The sequence below is a fragment of the Gaetbulibacter sp. NE genome, assembly GCF_025548475.1.
In the GTDB taxonomy this organism is placed as follows: Bacteria; Bacteroidota; Bacteroidia; order Flavobacteriales; family Flavobacteriaceae; genus Gaetbulibacter_B; species Gaetbulibacter_B jejuensis.
The window spans coordinates 27,883-41,331 of record NZ_JAOQHY010000004.1; the positions used below are offsets into that span (position 1 = coordinate 27,883).

Sequence of the window (13,449 nt, forward strand, 5' to 3'; positions counted from 1 at the left end):
GCTAATTTAGTTCTTTTTTAAGGAATTGCGCAGTGTAACTTTTTTTGTGTTTTATTATTTCTTCTGGAGTGCCTTCAGCAACAATTTGTCCGCCACCTTTTCCGCCTTCGTAACCTACATCAATAATGTGATCCATCATTTTAATAACATCCATATTGTGCTCAATGATAAGTACAGTATTCCCCTTGTTGGCTAATTTGTTAAGCACTTGCATAAGTACACGAATGTCTTCAAAATGTAAGCCTGTTGTAGGTTCGTCAAGAATGTAAAAGGTGTTTCCTGTATCTCGCTTGCTAAGTTCAGTAGCTAGTTTAATACGTTGTGCTTCACCACCTGAAAGCGTTGTACTTTGTTGACCCAGTGTAATGTAGCCTAAGCCAACGTCTTTTATGGTTTTTAGTTTTTTATGGATTTTAGGAATGTGCTCAAAAAAGTCTACAGCTTCGCTAATAGTCATGTTGAGTACATCGCTAATGCTTTTACCTTTATATCTAATTTCGAGGGTTTCACGATTAAAGCGTTTGCCTTGACAGGTTTCGCACTCTACATAAACGTCTGGAAGGAAATTCATTTCAATAACACGTAAACCACCACCTTGACAAGTTTCGCAACGACCTCCTTTTACGTTAAAGCTAAAACGACCAGGTTTGTAACCTCTAATCATAGCTTCAGGTATTTTAGCAAAAAGGCTTCGTATTTCGCTAAATGTACCAGTGTAAGTTGCAGGATTACTACGAGGTGTTCTACCAATAGGTGATTGGTTAATGTCTATAACTTTATCAATATGCTCCAAACCTTTAATACTCTTGTAAGGCATTGGTTTTTTTACGCCATTAAAGTAGTGTGCATTCATTATTGGATATAAGGTTTCATTGATAAGTGTTGATTTTCCACTTCCTGAAACACCAGTAACTCCAATCATTTTTCCTAACGGAATAGTCACTGAAACATTTTTTAAGTTGTTACCAGTACAACCTTTTAGCTCAATAAATTTTCCATTGCCTTCACGACGTTCTTTTGGTACTTCAATTGCTTTACTACCATTAAGATAATCGGCAGTTAGTGTATGATGTGTTTTTAGTTCATCAGGTGTGCCAATACTTATAATTTCGCCACCATATTTTCCTGCTTTTGGTCCAATATCAATAACATAATCGGCACGTTCAATCATGTCTTTGTCATGTTCAACAACAATTACCGAGTTGCCAATATCTCTCAGCGATACTAACGAGTTGATAAGTTTTTCGTTGTCGCGTTGATGCAAGCCTATACTAGGTTCGTCTAAAATATAAAGTACACCAACCAGTTGCGAGCCAATTTGGGTGGCAAGCCTAATACGTTGTGCTTCTCCACCAGAAAGCGATTTTGAGCTTCGGTTAAGCGATAAGTAATCAAGTCCTACATCTAACAAAAACTGTAATCGTGTTGAAATTTCTTTTAGTATTTCTTCAGAAATTTTAAACTGTTTTTCTGATAGATGTTTTGGCAATTCATTAAACCAATCTACCAAATCAACAATGTCTTTGTTTGCTAATTCAGAAATATTAAGACCATTAACTTTAAAGTATAAAGATTCTTTTCTAAGTCTAGAGCCTTCACATTCGCTACATTTTACTTTATCCATGTAGTCTTTTGCCCAACGTTTTAAAGATGTTGACTCAGCATTGTTGTATTGGCTTTCAATAAAATTAGCAACACCTTCAAACTCGATTTTATAATCTCTGGTAACACCAAGTGTTTTACTTTCTACCGAAAATTTTTCATTTCCACCATAGAGAATCATTTGTTTAGCGTCTTCAGGAATACTTTTGTAAGGATCGGATAAACTAAAGCCATAGCGATGCGCAATGGTTTCTAACTGTTTAAAAATCCATGAGTTCTTTTGTGGACCATGAGGTGCAAGTGCTCCAGCTTTTATAGATAAGTTGTCGTCTGGTATAATTTTACGTTCGTTGATTTGATAAAGTCTACCAATACCATTACACTTTGGACAAGCACCTTTAGGTGAATTGAACGAAAAGTTGTTTGGTTCTGGGTTTGGATAAGAAATACCAGAAGAAGGACACATTAGGTTTCTACTAAAATAACGTACCTCGTTAGTGTCTTGGTCTAACACCATAAGCACATCGTCTCCATGATACATGGCTGTATTTATGGTTTCTGTTAAGCGCTTATCGTTATCGGCAGAATTATCAATTTTAAGTCGGTCAATTACAATTTCTATATCATGCGTTTTGTAACGGTCTAACTTCATGCCTTTCACAAGGTCTTTTATTTCGCCATCAGTACGCACTTTTACAAAACCTTGTTTTGCAATTTGCTCAAAGAGTTCGCGATAGTGACCTTTACGAGATCTAATAACAGGCGCAAGAATATTTATACGTTTGCCATTAAAAGACTCTACAATAAGTGCTTTAATTTGCTCATCGTTGTAGCTCACCATTTTTTCGCCAGTGTTGTAACTATAGGCATCACTTGCACGAGCAAAAAGAAGTCTGAGGAAATCATATATTTCTGTAATAGTACCTACTGTAGAACGAGGCGACTTACTAGTTGTTTTTTGTTCTATAGCAATTACAGGAGATAGTCCATCAATTTTATCGACATCAGGACGCTCCAATCCACCTAAAAACTGACGCGCATAAGCCGAAAAGGTTTCGATATAACGACGCTGTCCTTCGGCATAAATAGTATCGAATGCTAAAGAGGACTTACCACTACCTGAAAGACCTGTGATAACCACAAGCTTTTCGCGAGGTATTGTAACGTCTATGTTTTTGAGGTTATGGACTCTTGCGCCTTGAACCTCTATATGTTCTTCAAATTGACTCATAGAATTGCAAAGTTGCAAAGGTACAGATTTAGTAATACAAAACGAAGTGAAGCTGTTTTAGAGTTTTGTTAAAAAGATATTACTGAGCGTATTAGTTTTTGCTGAATTTTAAAATATAGGTTGTCATAAAGTAATGTGGAAAAAAGTACAATGTTATGATGCTAAAAGGCATAAAAGTGTATATTAGTGAGTGTAAATTTTGATTTGTGAAAATGAAAAATAAAAACTTAGTATTTGTTCTGTTAAGCATTCTTATGTGTTTAGGATGCAATTCAAAACCAGAAAAAAAGAAAATAGAAGATACTAGTAATACAATAGTAGTATTAACAACTAATTATGGCGAAATAACCTTAGAGCTTTTTAATGACACTCCTAAGCACAGAGATAATTTTATAAAACTGATAAATGAGCATGCTTATGACAGCTTGTTGTTTCATCGTGTCATTAAAGACTTTGTCATACAAGGAGGAGATCCTGATAGTAAAAATGCACCAATAGGAAAGTTTTTAGGTGAAGGTGATTTAGATTATACTGTACCAGCTGAATTTAGACCAAATTTATTTCATAAAAGAGGTGCCTTGGCTACTGCAAGAGAAGAAAATTTAACAAGAGCATCAAGCGCTATGCAATTTTTTATAGTTGATGGTAAAGTGTATAACGATAGCTTGCTGGATGTTGCTCAACAACGCATTAACACTATGACTGCGCGTTTTCATGTAATTAAAAGTAAAGAGCATAAACCTTTGTTTGAAGCATTAAAGATAGCAAGTGAAGGTAATGATGAGCAGCTCGCAACTAAGCTTAATGATAGTATACAACAATTAGCTGAAGCTTATACTGATTTTGAAACCTACACTATTCCTGAAGCACATAGAGCAGTCTATAAATCTATAGGAGGTATTCCGCATTTAGATCAAAATTATACTGTTTTTGGTGAAGTAATTGAAGGAATGAATGTAGTAGATTCAATTGTAAATTTGCCAACCGATGAAAATGACAGACCTTTGGAAAATGTAATAATTCTAAGTGCGGAACTAAAAAACTGATAGACTGATACAACTTTATGGATATAACAATTGAAAATATACTTTTAATAGGTTCGTTATTGCTTTTTGTGAGTATTGTTGTGGGTAAAACTTCCTATAAATTTGGAGTGCCAACATTACTACTTTTCTTAGTGATTGGGATGTTAGCAGGTTCTGATGGTATTGTGGGGATTTATTTTGACGACCCAAAGCTAGCGCAGTTTATAGGTATTGTGTCACTTAATTTTATTTTGTTTTCAGGTGGTCTCGATACCAGTTGGAAATCGGTTAAACCAGTATTAAGAGAAGGTTTAATGTTGTCTACTTTAGGAGTATTGCTTACAGCTACTTCGCTAGGTGTTTTTGTTTGGATGGTTACCGATTTTACGATTTATGAAAGTTTATTGTTAGGTTCTATTGTGTCGTCAACTGATGCTGCTGCTGTATTTTCAATTTTACGTTCTAAAAATCTTTCGTTACGCACTAATCTTCGTCCTACACTAGAGCTTGAAAGCGGAAGTAACGACCCAATGGCTTATGTGTTAACTATTGCATTTTTAACGTTGGTAGTAAATCAAGATCAAAGTGCGTGGTCAATCATCCCTTTATTTTTACAACAAATGGTTATAGGCTGTATAGCAGGTTTTGGATTTGGTAAATTGAGTAAGTTTACGATAAATACCATTAAACTAGGCTTTGAAGGGTTGTACCCAGTTTTAGCAATAGCACTAATGTTTATTACATTTTCAGCAACCGATTTTATAGGAGGTAATGGCTTTCTTGCTATTTACATTTGTGCTGTTTACTTAGGAAATCAAGACTTAATTCATAAATCTACAATTTTAAAGATGTTTGATGGGTTGGCTTGGTTAATGCAAATTGTTTTATTCCTTACCTTAGGCTTATTAGTATTTCCTTCTCAAATTGTTCCTTATATAGGTATCGGACTACTTATTTCTTTGTTTCTTATTGTTGTTGCTAGACCTATAGGTGTTTTTATTAGTTTGATGTTTTTTAAAATGAAACTAAGAAGGCGTGCTTACATCTCTTGGGTTGGATTGCGAGGAGCTGTACCTATTGTATTTGCTACATATCCTTTGCTAGCAGGAATTGATAAGGCAAACATGATGTTTAGTATTGTGTTTTTTATTTCGGTAACATCGGTTTTAATACAAGGTACAACACTTTCAGTATTTGCTAATTGGTTAAAAGTGGCTTTACCGGAAGAAACTAAAAAAATAACTGAGGTCGATAGGCTTATACTAGATTTGCCTAAATCGTCCTTTCAAGAGTTTGTGATTTCACCTCATTCTTATGCAGCTAATAAACGAATAGTTGATGTTAAGTTTCCTAAATCGGCATTTATAGTAATGATAAAAAGAGGTAAAGAATATATTAGACCTGGAGGTTCCACGGAATTGTTAGGAAATGATGTGTTAATGGTGATTGCAGATACTCAAGATGATTTTATAGAAGTGAATAGCTGTATTAGCGGATAGTTTTTTGCAATAGCAATGTCAATTATGAAACAGTGTTTTGTATGATAAATTGATGAGTAAGTTTTCAGGATTCGTATAAAAAATAACTACTTTTAACTCTGCGAATGTATTTTAGTTTGTCTTAATACATCCAAAAATTTTAATTTTAAATAACAAGCATTTTACTTAAACATAAAACTTATAATTTATGCAATTACTAGGAATAGGTTCTAGAATAAACCACAACGAGTACGGAAAAGGTGTAGTGACTAATGTTACATCAAAACACTATTGGGTAACTTTTATTGAAAACGGATTAGAAACTATTGATATCGATAGCGATTTTGAAGTTATAGAACTTTGTGAAGACGATGTTGATACTATTAGTTTTTCTGAAGTTGAAAGTAGCTTGGTACAAATTTTAAAACGTTGGAGTGATGTAAGTGAAGTAGTGCCAATTGCTGATAAATGGAAAGGCGGTAAACTTGTTATGGAACCTGGAGATACAAGTTTACAAGGAAAAGAGTTACCAATAGATACTTTTTTTCATAAGATAACAATGGTGCGTGATAGATTGCGTGTTATGGAACAAAAAATTAACTCCAGTAAAAATCTTGATGAGCAAGAAAAAATAGACTTACAACAATACATCACCAGGAGTTACGGTAGTTTAACAACCTTTAATGTGCTTTTTAAATTAAAATCACAACAGTTTGTTGGTCAAAAAGGAGGTTAATTAATTACTAAGATTTTTTTTTGAATGCTTTTTTGATAAGGTAAATACTAATAGCAATCGGTATAACAATGCATATAACTATAGAGGAAGTAGTGTAATTGCTTCCTACTGCATTAAAACTTCTTAAAAAGTCTGCAGATGCATCAAACAACTGATTTGAAAATTCTGAAAAACTTTTAACGCTTAATAGTGTAATTACTACAATGAGTGTAAATGCAATTTTTAAGTAATGACGTTTTATAATCTTATCAATAAGTATGCACCAAAACAAAGGAATAATAATATACCAAATAATAATGTTTACCTCTTTGTAGCTAAATCCTGTGAGGTTTGAGATAAAAATAAGAACATCATAAACCAGATTGAATATTTTCTTTAGCATTTACTTAGTGCCTTTAACATCTTGAAGTTCCATCCCAAAAAACATAAACTTGTGAAAGGTTGGTAGCTTTGCACCACTTTCGGTAGTTGTCCAGTCTTTCCAAGAGAGTTCTACACCATCAAAAGGGAGTTTATCATTCCACATCTTAAAACTGGTAGGCATTCCGTTTGCATCTAATTGCCATAAATAAGTATCATCAGGTTGATAATTTACAAGTAATTCTTGTTTTCCGTTTACATTAACTACACTACGCGTAACACCTTCATCAAAGACTCTGTATGGTGCAACCAACCAAAATGAGTCTTCACTAAAATATGTATGGGCTTCAGCAATCAAGTTTTTAGCTTGTTCGCCTTCAACTTTAAAATTATGAACGTAAGCTTTACTGCTGTTTAGCTCATTAAGTTTTAAATCAACTTTGTATTCTTCCCAATAAACAGTACAAGAATGTTCGCTCTTTTTCCATTTGTAATGCCTACGTTTTTTATAGGTCCATTCAATATACTTCGTGTTTTTATAAGCTTCATAATCAAGAGCAGTTAGCATTTTTTTTGCTAAAGCGTCAGCTTGCTCATTTTGTGTACCAACAGGAAGGTCTTCATCATATTTAAAATGCAGATATCCAAAAAGCAAAAGGCTAGGTAGAGTAATAAAAATGATTACTCCAGCAACTATTTTTAATATCTTTTTAGATGACATATATTAATTTTTGAAAGGTTAATTTAAGCGATTTTTTTAATTGCTATTCAATTGTACGTTGACTATTAAATTATTTCGATTAAAAGCCATCAGCAGTATCATCTCCTCGATGATCAGCACCAGCTTCTAAGGTGCCATCATCTAATACTAAAATAGCATCTACTCTTGCGGTAATAGGAGGTGCTTCTTCATTGATAGGATAACCGTTTTTTTGAAGTTGTTGTTTAAGTTCATCAGGAAAACGGTTAACTTCCATTCTAATTTCATCAGGTAACCATTGATGGTGAAAACGAGGAGCATCTACAGCTTGTTGCATTGTCATACCAAATTCCTCAACATTTAATATAGTTTGCAATACTGATGTAATAATGGTTGATCCTCCTGGAGTTCCAAGTACCATGTGTAATTCGCCTTCTTTTTCAACAATTGTAGGTGTCATAGCGCTTAACATGCGTTTTTGTGGTGCAATACTATTGGCTTCAGCACCAATGAGGCCATACACATTAGGAACTCCTGGTTTGCTGCTAAAGTCGTCCATTTCGTTATTAAGAAAAAAGCCTAGTTCATCAACATACAGTTTTGAACCATAAGCACCATTGAGTGTTGTTGTAACAGATACGGCATTCCCAAATTGATCTACAATAGAATAGTGCGTGGTTTGGTCGCTTTCATAACCTGGAATTATTCCGTAAGATAGAGAATCGGAAATGGTAGGATTCTTAAAAGAAAAATCACTCATGCGCTCCTGTAAGTATATATCACTCAACAAATGATTGGTTGGAATATCTACAAAATCAGGATCGCCTAAATAAAAACTACGGTCAGCATAAGCACGACGTTCTGCTTCAACAATTACTTTAATAGCTTTTAACGAATTATGTCCATGCTGTTGAATGTCGAAAGGCTCAATCATTTTCATAATTTGCGCTAGACAAATACCACCACTTGAAGGAGGAGACATAGAAACTACTTTAATGTCTTTGTAGTTAAAAGCAATTGGATCTCGCCATTTAGCTTCATAGAGCTCTAAATCTTCAAGTGTTATAATCCCACCTTTTTGATTTAAAAAATCAACCAAGTGTTGCGCTGTTTCACCTTTATAAAACTCATCTTTTCCTTTGCTAGCTATACGTTTTAAGGTTTCAGCAAGTTTAAGGTTTTTAATGGAGTCGTTAGCTTTAGTGTGTTTTGAAAACAGTATTTCTTTTTCATTAACAGCTTTAAAAATACTGTCATATTCTGTAAAGCGTTGTTGCTGTTTTTCAGTAATGACAAAACCATTATTTGCTAAGTCAATTACAGGTTGAAGGATTTCAGCAACAGGTAAAGAGCCAAATTTTTCATGAGCCGTAAAAATGCCTGCTATAGTACCAGGAACTCCAACAGCAACAGCACCAACTGTACTTTTGTCTTTTATAACATAACCTTCTTCATCAAGATACATGTTTTTTGTTGCTGCTAAAGGTGCTTTTTCTCTATAATCCAAAGCGCCAAAAGTGCCATCGTTGAGTCTGTAAACCATAAATCCGCCACCACCAAGGTTGCCTGCATAAGGGTAAGTTACAGCCAAAGCCATTTCAGTAGCCATCATAGCATCAAATGCATTACCACCTTTTTTTAAAATATCTGTTCCTATTTTTGAAGCTTCAGCTCTTGCCGAAACTACCATAGTTTTTGAAGTGATTAAGCCTCTTTGCGTTTTGGGTTGGGTTTGTTTCTTAGAGTTTTCGTTACAAGAAATTAAAGTGATACAGAAGAGTGAGAACAGAATGAGTTTTTTCATTTATGCTGAAATGTTTTTGTTATGTCTATTCGTTTTTGTTTGGTAAAGGCTCTTAATTCTTCAAAAAAAGAAGTGAATTCACTTTCAAACTCAGTGTAGTATTGCTTAAGTTCGTTAGTAGCAGTGTTCATGCCAGAAACGTTTTTAGTACGACGGTTCATACCATCCAAAACGCGTTGAATACCTTCAATTTTAGCATAACTCAACAACCAGTTGTCAGCTATCATATGCGGTAACATTCGCTGTGTGCGATTGGGAAGCATTTCAAAATTAGCTTCTAAAGAATCATAAAACTGTTCAACATAAACTTCTAAAGGAACATTGGAATAGTCTTTCCAGTTTTTTGCCAAAAAATGATCGTACAAAATATCAACTATTACACCACTGTAATGACTGTAGTTTTTATGCAAGCGTTTTGTGCTCTGTCTTACAATAGGATGTGCGTCAGTATATGTGTCAATTTCGCGATGCAGTAGAATGCCTATTTGAACATCAATTGGGAATTTTTTATACGATTTTCCTCTAATGCCATCAGCAATAAAATTACCAATAGTTACAAATTCGTTGTCTCCAGAAAGGTATATATGAGCTAGAAAATTCATAGGTCGAATTTACGAATTACGATTTTAGGTTTACGGTTTTGAAATGGTATATTTGCTAAAAATAAGAATAAATTCATGACACTTATAAAATCTATTTCAGGAATACGAGGTACAATTGGCGGACAAGTTGGTGAAAACTTAACACCTATTGACGCTGTAAAATTTGCTTCGGCTTATGGTACGTGGTTAAAACAACAACGCCAAAAAGAAAATTACAGAGTAGTAGTTGGTAGAGATGCTAGAATTTCTGGTGAAATGATACAGAACTTAGTAATGAACACTTTGGTAGGTTTAGGAATTCATGTTATAGATTTAGGTTTGTCCACAACACCAACGGTTGAGGTTGCTGTACCTATGGAGCATGCTGATGGTGGAATTATTTTAACCGCAAGTCATAATCCAAAACAATGGAATGCCTTAAAGTTGTTGAATGCTAAGGGTGAATTTTTGAATGGTGCTGAAGGTGCTAAGATTTTAGAAATTGCTGAAAATGATAGCATGACTTTTTCTGATGTTGATAGTTTAGGAAAAATCACAAAAAACCAAGCGTATATTGATATGCACATTGATGAGGTTTTGAATTTACCTTTGGTAGATAAAAAAGCCATAGAATCGGCTAATTTTAAAGTGGTAGTTGATGGTGTGAATTCTACAGGAGGTATTGCAATTCCGTTATTGTTAGACCGATTGGGAGTGCATACTGTAAAACTATATTGCGAACCTAACGGACAGTTTCCGCATAATCCAGAACCTTTAAAGGAACATTTAACCGACTTATCAGAAGCTGTTGTAAAAGAACGTGCAGATTTAGGAATAGTGGTAGATCCTGATGTTGACCGTTTAGCCTTTATGGATGAAAATGGCGACATGTTTGGAGAAGAATACACCCTTGTAGCTTGTGCAGATTATGTGTTGAGCAAAACTCCGGGAAATACTGTGAGCAATATGAGTTCTACAAGAGCATTGCGTGACATTACTGAAAAGCATGGAGGAACTTATGAAGCTAGTGCAGTAGGAGAGGTGAATGTTGTGGAGCTTATGAAAAAAAATAATGCCATTATAGGTGGAGAAGGTAATGGAGGAATCATTTATCCTGAATTACATTATGGTCGTGATGCTTTAGTTGGGATTGCGTTGTTTTTAAGCTTGTTGGCACAAAAGAAAAAGATGCGAGTAAGTGAGTTAAAGGCAACTTATCCTTTGTATTATATGAGCAAAAAGAAAATAGAATTAACTCCAGAGTTGGATGTTGATGGTATTTTAAAGCAAATGGAAGCTAAGTATAGCCATGAAAAACTTACCACTATTGATGGTGTAAAAATTGATTTCAGTAATAGTTGGGTGCATTTAAGAAAGAGTAATACTGAGCCTATTATAAGAATTTACACTGAAGCGCCTTCTCAAGAAGAAGCTGATACTTTAGCAGATAAAATCATTTCAGAAATTAAAGCTATTAGTAATTAGTAAAAAAAACTTCCGTAGAAAAATTAGTAACTTTATCTTTTAAATCACAGACTTATGCTGACGACTGAAATGACTCATAACACCACTGAATTAGAACAGTATTTTCAACAATTCAGACAGCATATTATAGGAATTGACCAAGAGTTTCAATCACCTTTTGGAACTCAAAAAATCATATATACCGACTGGACTGCTTCCGGACGTTTGTACAGACCTATTGAAAACAAAATAGCCAATGATTTTGGACCTTTTGTAGCCAATACACATACTGAAACCACTGTGTCAGGTACAGCAATGACTAAAGCGTATCATAAAGCACGTCAAATTATAAAGCAACATGTTAATACCAATGAAGATGATGTGTTGATTGTATGTGGTAGTGGAATGACAGATGCTGTAAATAAGTTTCAACGTATTTTAGGTTTGAAAGTGCCTGAAAACCTTAAGAGTTACACTACTGTTCCTGACGAAATGAAACCAGTGGTTTTTATTACGCATATGGAACATCATTCTAATCAAACATCATGGTTAGAGACCATCGCAAAGGTTGAGGTAATTCCACCAGGAGAAGAAGGATTATTCAGTTTAGAAAATCTTGAAAAATTACTACATCAATACAAAGACAGAACCTTAAAAATAGCTTCGGTAGTTGGAGGTTCTAATGTTACAGGAATTGAAACACCATATCACGATATTGCAAAATTAATGCATCAACATGGAGGCGTTTGTTTTGTAGATTTTGCTTGTTCAGCACCTTATGTAGATATTGATATGCATCCTAAAGACGAAGCAAAAGCCTTAGATGCTATTTTCTTTTCACCTCATAAGTTTTTGGGTGGACCAGGAACTTCAGGTGTGTTGATTTTCAATAAGAAATTGTATAAAAATATGATTCCTGATTGTCCAGGAGGAGGTACTGTAAGTTGGACTAATCCTTGGGGAGAACATAAGTATTTTGATAATATTGAAGATAGAGAAGATGGTGGAACACCAGGTTTCCTTCAAACTATTAAAACTGCTTTAGCGATTAAATTGAAGGAGCAAATGGGAGTTGGCAATATGCTAAAGCGAGAGCATGAGCTATTGACTACGCTTTTTAATGAATTGGGCAATGTTGAACACTTAAATATTTTAGCAGGTCAACATGAAGAAAGACTAGGCGTATTTTCGTTTTATATTGATGATTTACACTATAATTTAGGCGTAAAACTACTTAATGATCGTTTTGGAATTCAAACACGTGGAGGCTGCAGTTGTGCAGGAACTTATGGACATTATTTGTTGCATGTAGATTATGATACTTCTCACGAGTTAACTCAAGAAATTTCATTGGGTGAGCTAACGCGAAAACCAGGTTGGATACGACTTTCTATTCACCCAACAACAACAACTGAAGAAGTAAATTATGTTTGCGAAAGCTTAAAAGCATTGGTAGCAAACCATAAGGTTTGGGCAGAAGATTACAACTACAATAAGATGACCAATGAGTTTATTCATAAGAACGCGACAAACTCAAATAATACACCAATTGACGATTGGTTTAAGTTGTAATTATAAAAACTTTTCAGGCACTTTGTCTCTATGTTTCCAACGTTTGTGAGTCCATAGATAATACTCAGGAGCTTCATAGATTTGTTGCTCTACCAGCTTTAAAAAGATATCAGTGATTTCGTAGTTTTCGTATTCTTTTGGATTTAGTGTAATAGTTTCAAAAGTGGTTTCATAATATCCACGTTTTAGCTTTTTCACTTTAAAAAATACTACAGCCATATCTAGTTTTTTGGCCAGCATTTCAGCTCCAGTATATACAGGTACTTTTAAGCCCATAAATTCATTCCAGTGAAATGCTTTACTAGGCTTAGGTGATTGGTCTGATACAAATCCGTTTATTGTTAAAATCCCTTTTCGTTTTAAGTCAATAAGCGTTGGTACAGTCTCTTTTGTAGTGATAAGGTAGCTGTTGTATTTGGCACGAATACGTTTTACTAATCGGTCAAAATATTTATTAGCTAATCTCTTGTAGACAGCATTTCCTCTATATTTCACATAAGTTTGAAGAATAAATATCCACTCCCAACTCCCATAATGTGCACACATTAAAATGATACTTTTATTTTGTTCTTCAATAGCTTTTATAACATCAATATTAGTAAAGGTGAAACGTTTTTTCATTTCAGCTTCAGATATGGTCATGGACTTAATAGATTCCACAATCATGTCGCATAAGTGGTGGTAAAAAACTTTCGTGATTCTATTAATTTCTTCTTTTGATTTATCAGGAAATACTAATCGAAGATTTTCTTTTACAGTCTTTTTTCGGTAACCAAAAATGCGAAAGACAAAAAGATATACAAAATCAGAAAATGCATACAGTAGTCTGAATGGTAAAATAGAAATAAGCCATAAAAAGGGATAAACCAGAATGTAAACTAGAAATTGCATTTTTT

At 34.2% G+C, this 13,449-nt stretch carries 11 protein-coding genes; 5 read left to right on the forward strand and 6 right to left on the reverse strand.

The genetic code is table 11. The annotated features are described in order from the left end of the window. Position 1 precedes the first annotated feature (1 nt). A complete protein-coding gene (gene uvrA, locus OD803_RS06945) occupies positions 2-2,833 on the reverse strand; it encodes an excinuclease ABC subunit UvrA (RefSeq protein WP_262732892.1) in 2,832 nt (943 codons plus the stop codon). A gap of 212 nt (positions 2,834-3,045) precedes the next feature. Here uvrA and OD803_RS06950 point away from each other — a divergent pair, with 212 nt between their 5' ends. From OD803_RS06950 to OD803_RS06960, 3 genes are all read left to right on the forward strand, one after another. Beyond that, entirely contained in the window at positions 3,046-3,879 is an 834-nt protein-coding gene (locus tag OD803_RS06950) for a peptidylprolyl isomerase (RefSeq protein ID WP_262732893.1), read from the forward strand. A gap of 17 nt (positions 3,880-3,896) precedes the next feature. Next, positions 3,897-5,357, forward strand: coding sequence for a potassium/proton antiporter (locus OD803_RS06955; protein ID WP_262732894.1), 1,461 nt, complete (start codon positions 3,897-3,899; stop codon positions 5,355-5,357). Positions 5,358-5,544: 187 nt separating this feature from the next. Then, positions 5,545-6,072, forward strand: coding sequence for a hypothetical protein (locus tag OD803_RS06960; RefSeq protein ID WP_262732895.1), 528 nt, complete (start codon positions 5,545-5,547; stop codon positions 6,070-6,072). Positions 6,073-6,079: 7 nt separating this feature from the next. On the opposite strand, the gene OD803_RS06965 is transcribed toward OD803_RS06960, so the two are convergent. The 4 genes from OD803_RS06965 to OD803_RS06980 form a co-directional block, all read right to left on the reverse strand. Then, complete coding sequence (locus OD803_RS06965; RefSeq protein WP_262732896.1) at positions 6,080-6,454, reverse strand: hypothetical protein; 375 nt, start codon at positions 6,452-6,454, stop codon at positions 6,080-6,082. Next, positions 6,455-7,153 (reverse strand): hypothetical protein, encoded by a 699-nt coding sequence (locus tag OD803_RS06970; protein ID WP_262732897.1) that lies wholly within the window; start codon positions 7,151-7,153, stop codon positions 6,455-6,457. It lies immediately after the preceding gene. A gap of 79 nt (positions 7,154-7,232) precedes the next feature. Next, positions 7,233-8,936: a gamma-glutamyltransferase gene (gene ggt / locus OD803_RS06975; RefSeq protein WP_262732898.1), complete on the reverse strand. Its 1,704-nt coding sequence runs from the start codon at positions 8,934-8,936 to the stop codon at positions 7,233-7,235. Continuing rightward, positions 8,933-9,538, reverse strand: a complete 606-nt coding sequence (locus OD803_RS06980) for an acyl carrier protein phosphodiesterase (RefSeq protein ID WP_262732899.1) — start codon at positions 9,536-9,538, stop codon at positions 8,933-8,935. The genes ggt and OD803_RS06980 overlap by 4 nt, the downstream gene beginning before the upstream one ends. A gap of 75 nt (positions 9,539-9,613) precedes the next feature. Here OD803_RS06980 and glmM point away from each other — a divergent pair, with 75 nt between their 5' ends. Together glmM and OD803_RS06990 are read left to right on the forward strand one after the other, a co-directional pair. Continuing rightward, complete coding sequence (glmM, locus tag OD803_RS06985) at positions 9,614-11,002, forward strand: phosphoglucosamine mutase (RefSeq protein WP_262732900.1); 1,389 nt, start codon at positions 9,614-9,616, stop codon at positions 11,000-11,002. A 54-nt stretch (positions 11,003-11,056) separates the two neighbouring features. Next, the gene (locus OD803_RS06990; protein ID WP_262732901.1) at positions 11,057-12,553 is read left to right on the forward strand and encodes an aminotransferase class V-fold PLP-dependent enzyme; all 1,497 of its coding nucleotides are present in this window, start codon (positions 11,057-11,059) and stop codon (positions 12,551-12,553) included. Here the strand turns inward: OD803_RS06990 and OD803_RS06995 are convergent, their stop codons facing one another. Continuing rightward, the gene (locus OD803_RS06995; RefSeq protein ID WP_262732902.1) at positions 12,554-13,444 is read right to left on the reverse strand and encodes a lysophospholipid acyltransferase family protein; all 891 of its coding nucleotides are present in this window, start codon (positions 13,442-13,444) and stop codon (positions 12,554-12,556) included. Positions 13,445-13,449: the final 5 nt, after the last annotated feature.

What these genes read in the sequence shown, in the direction of transcription:
- uvrA (WP_262732892.1), bottom strand. Translation starts at nt 2,833, where the DNA reads ATGAGTCAATTTGAAGAACATATAGAGGTTCAAGGCGCAAGAGTCCAT.
- OD803_RS06950 (WP_262732893.1), top strand. Translation starts at nt 3,046, where the DNA reads ATGAAAAATAAAAACTTAGTATTTGTTCTGTTAAGCATTCTTATGTGT.
- OD803_RS06955 (WP_262732894.1), top strand. Translation starts at nt 3,897, where the DNA reads ATGGATATAACAATTGAAAATATACTTTTAATAGGTTCGTTATTGCTT.
- OD803_RS06960 (WP_262732895.1), top strand. Translation starts at nt 5,545, where the DNA reads ATGCAATTACTAGGAATAGGTTCTAGAATAAACCACAACGAGTACGGA.
- OD803_RS06965 (WP_262732896.1), bottom strand. Translation starts at nt 6,454, where the DNA reads ATGCTAAAGAAAATATTCAATCTGGTTTATGATGTTCTTATTTTTATC.
- OD803_RS06970 (WP_262732897.1), bottom strand. Translation starts at nt 7,153, where the DNA reads ATGTCATCTAAAAAGATATTAAAAATAGTTGCTGGAGTAATCATTTTT.
- ggt (WP_262732898.1), bottom strand. Translation starts at nt 8,936, where the DNA reads ATGAAAAAACTCATTCTGTTCTCACTCTTCTGTATCACTTTAATTTCT.
- OD803_RS06980 (WP_262732899.1), bottom strand. Translation starts at nt 9,538, where the DNA reads ATGAATTTTCTAGCTCATATATACCTTTCTGGAGACAACGAATTTGTA.
- glmM (WP_262732900.1), top strand. Translation starts at nt 9,614, where the DNA reads ATGACACTTATAAAATCTATTTCAGGAATACGAGGTACAATTGGCGGA.
- OD803_RS06990 (WP_262732901.1), top strand. Translation starts at nt 11,057, where the DNA reads ATGCTGACGACTGAAATGACTCATAACACCACTGAATTAGAACAGTAT.
- OD803_RS06995 (WP_262732902.1), bottom strand. Translation starts at nt 13,444, where the DNA reads ATGCAATTTCTAGTTTACATTCTGGTTTATCCCTTTTTATGGCTTATT.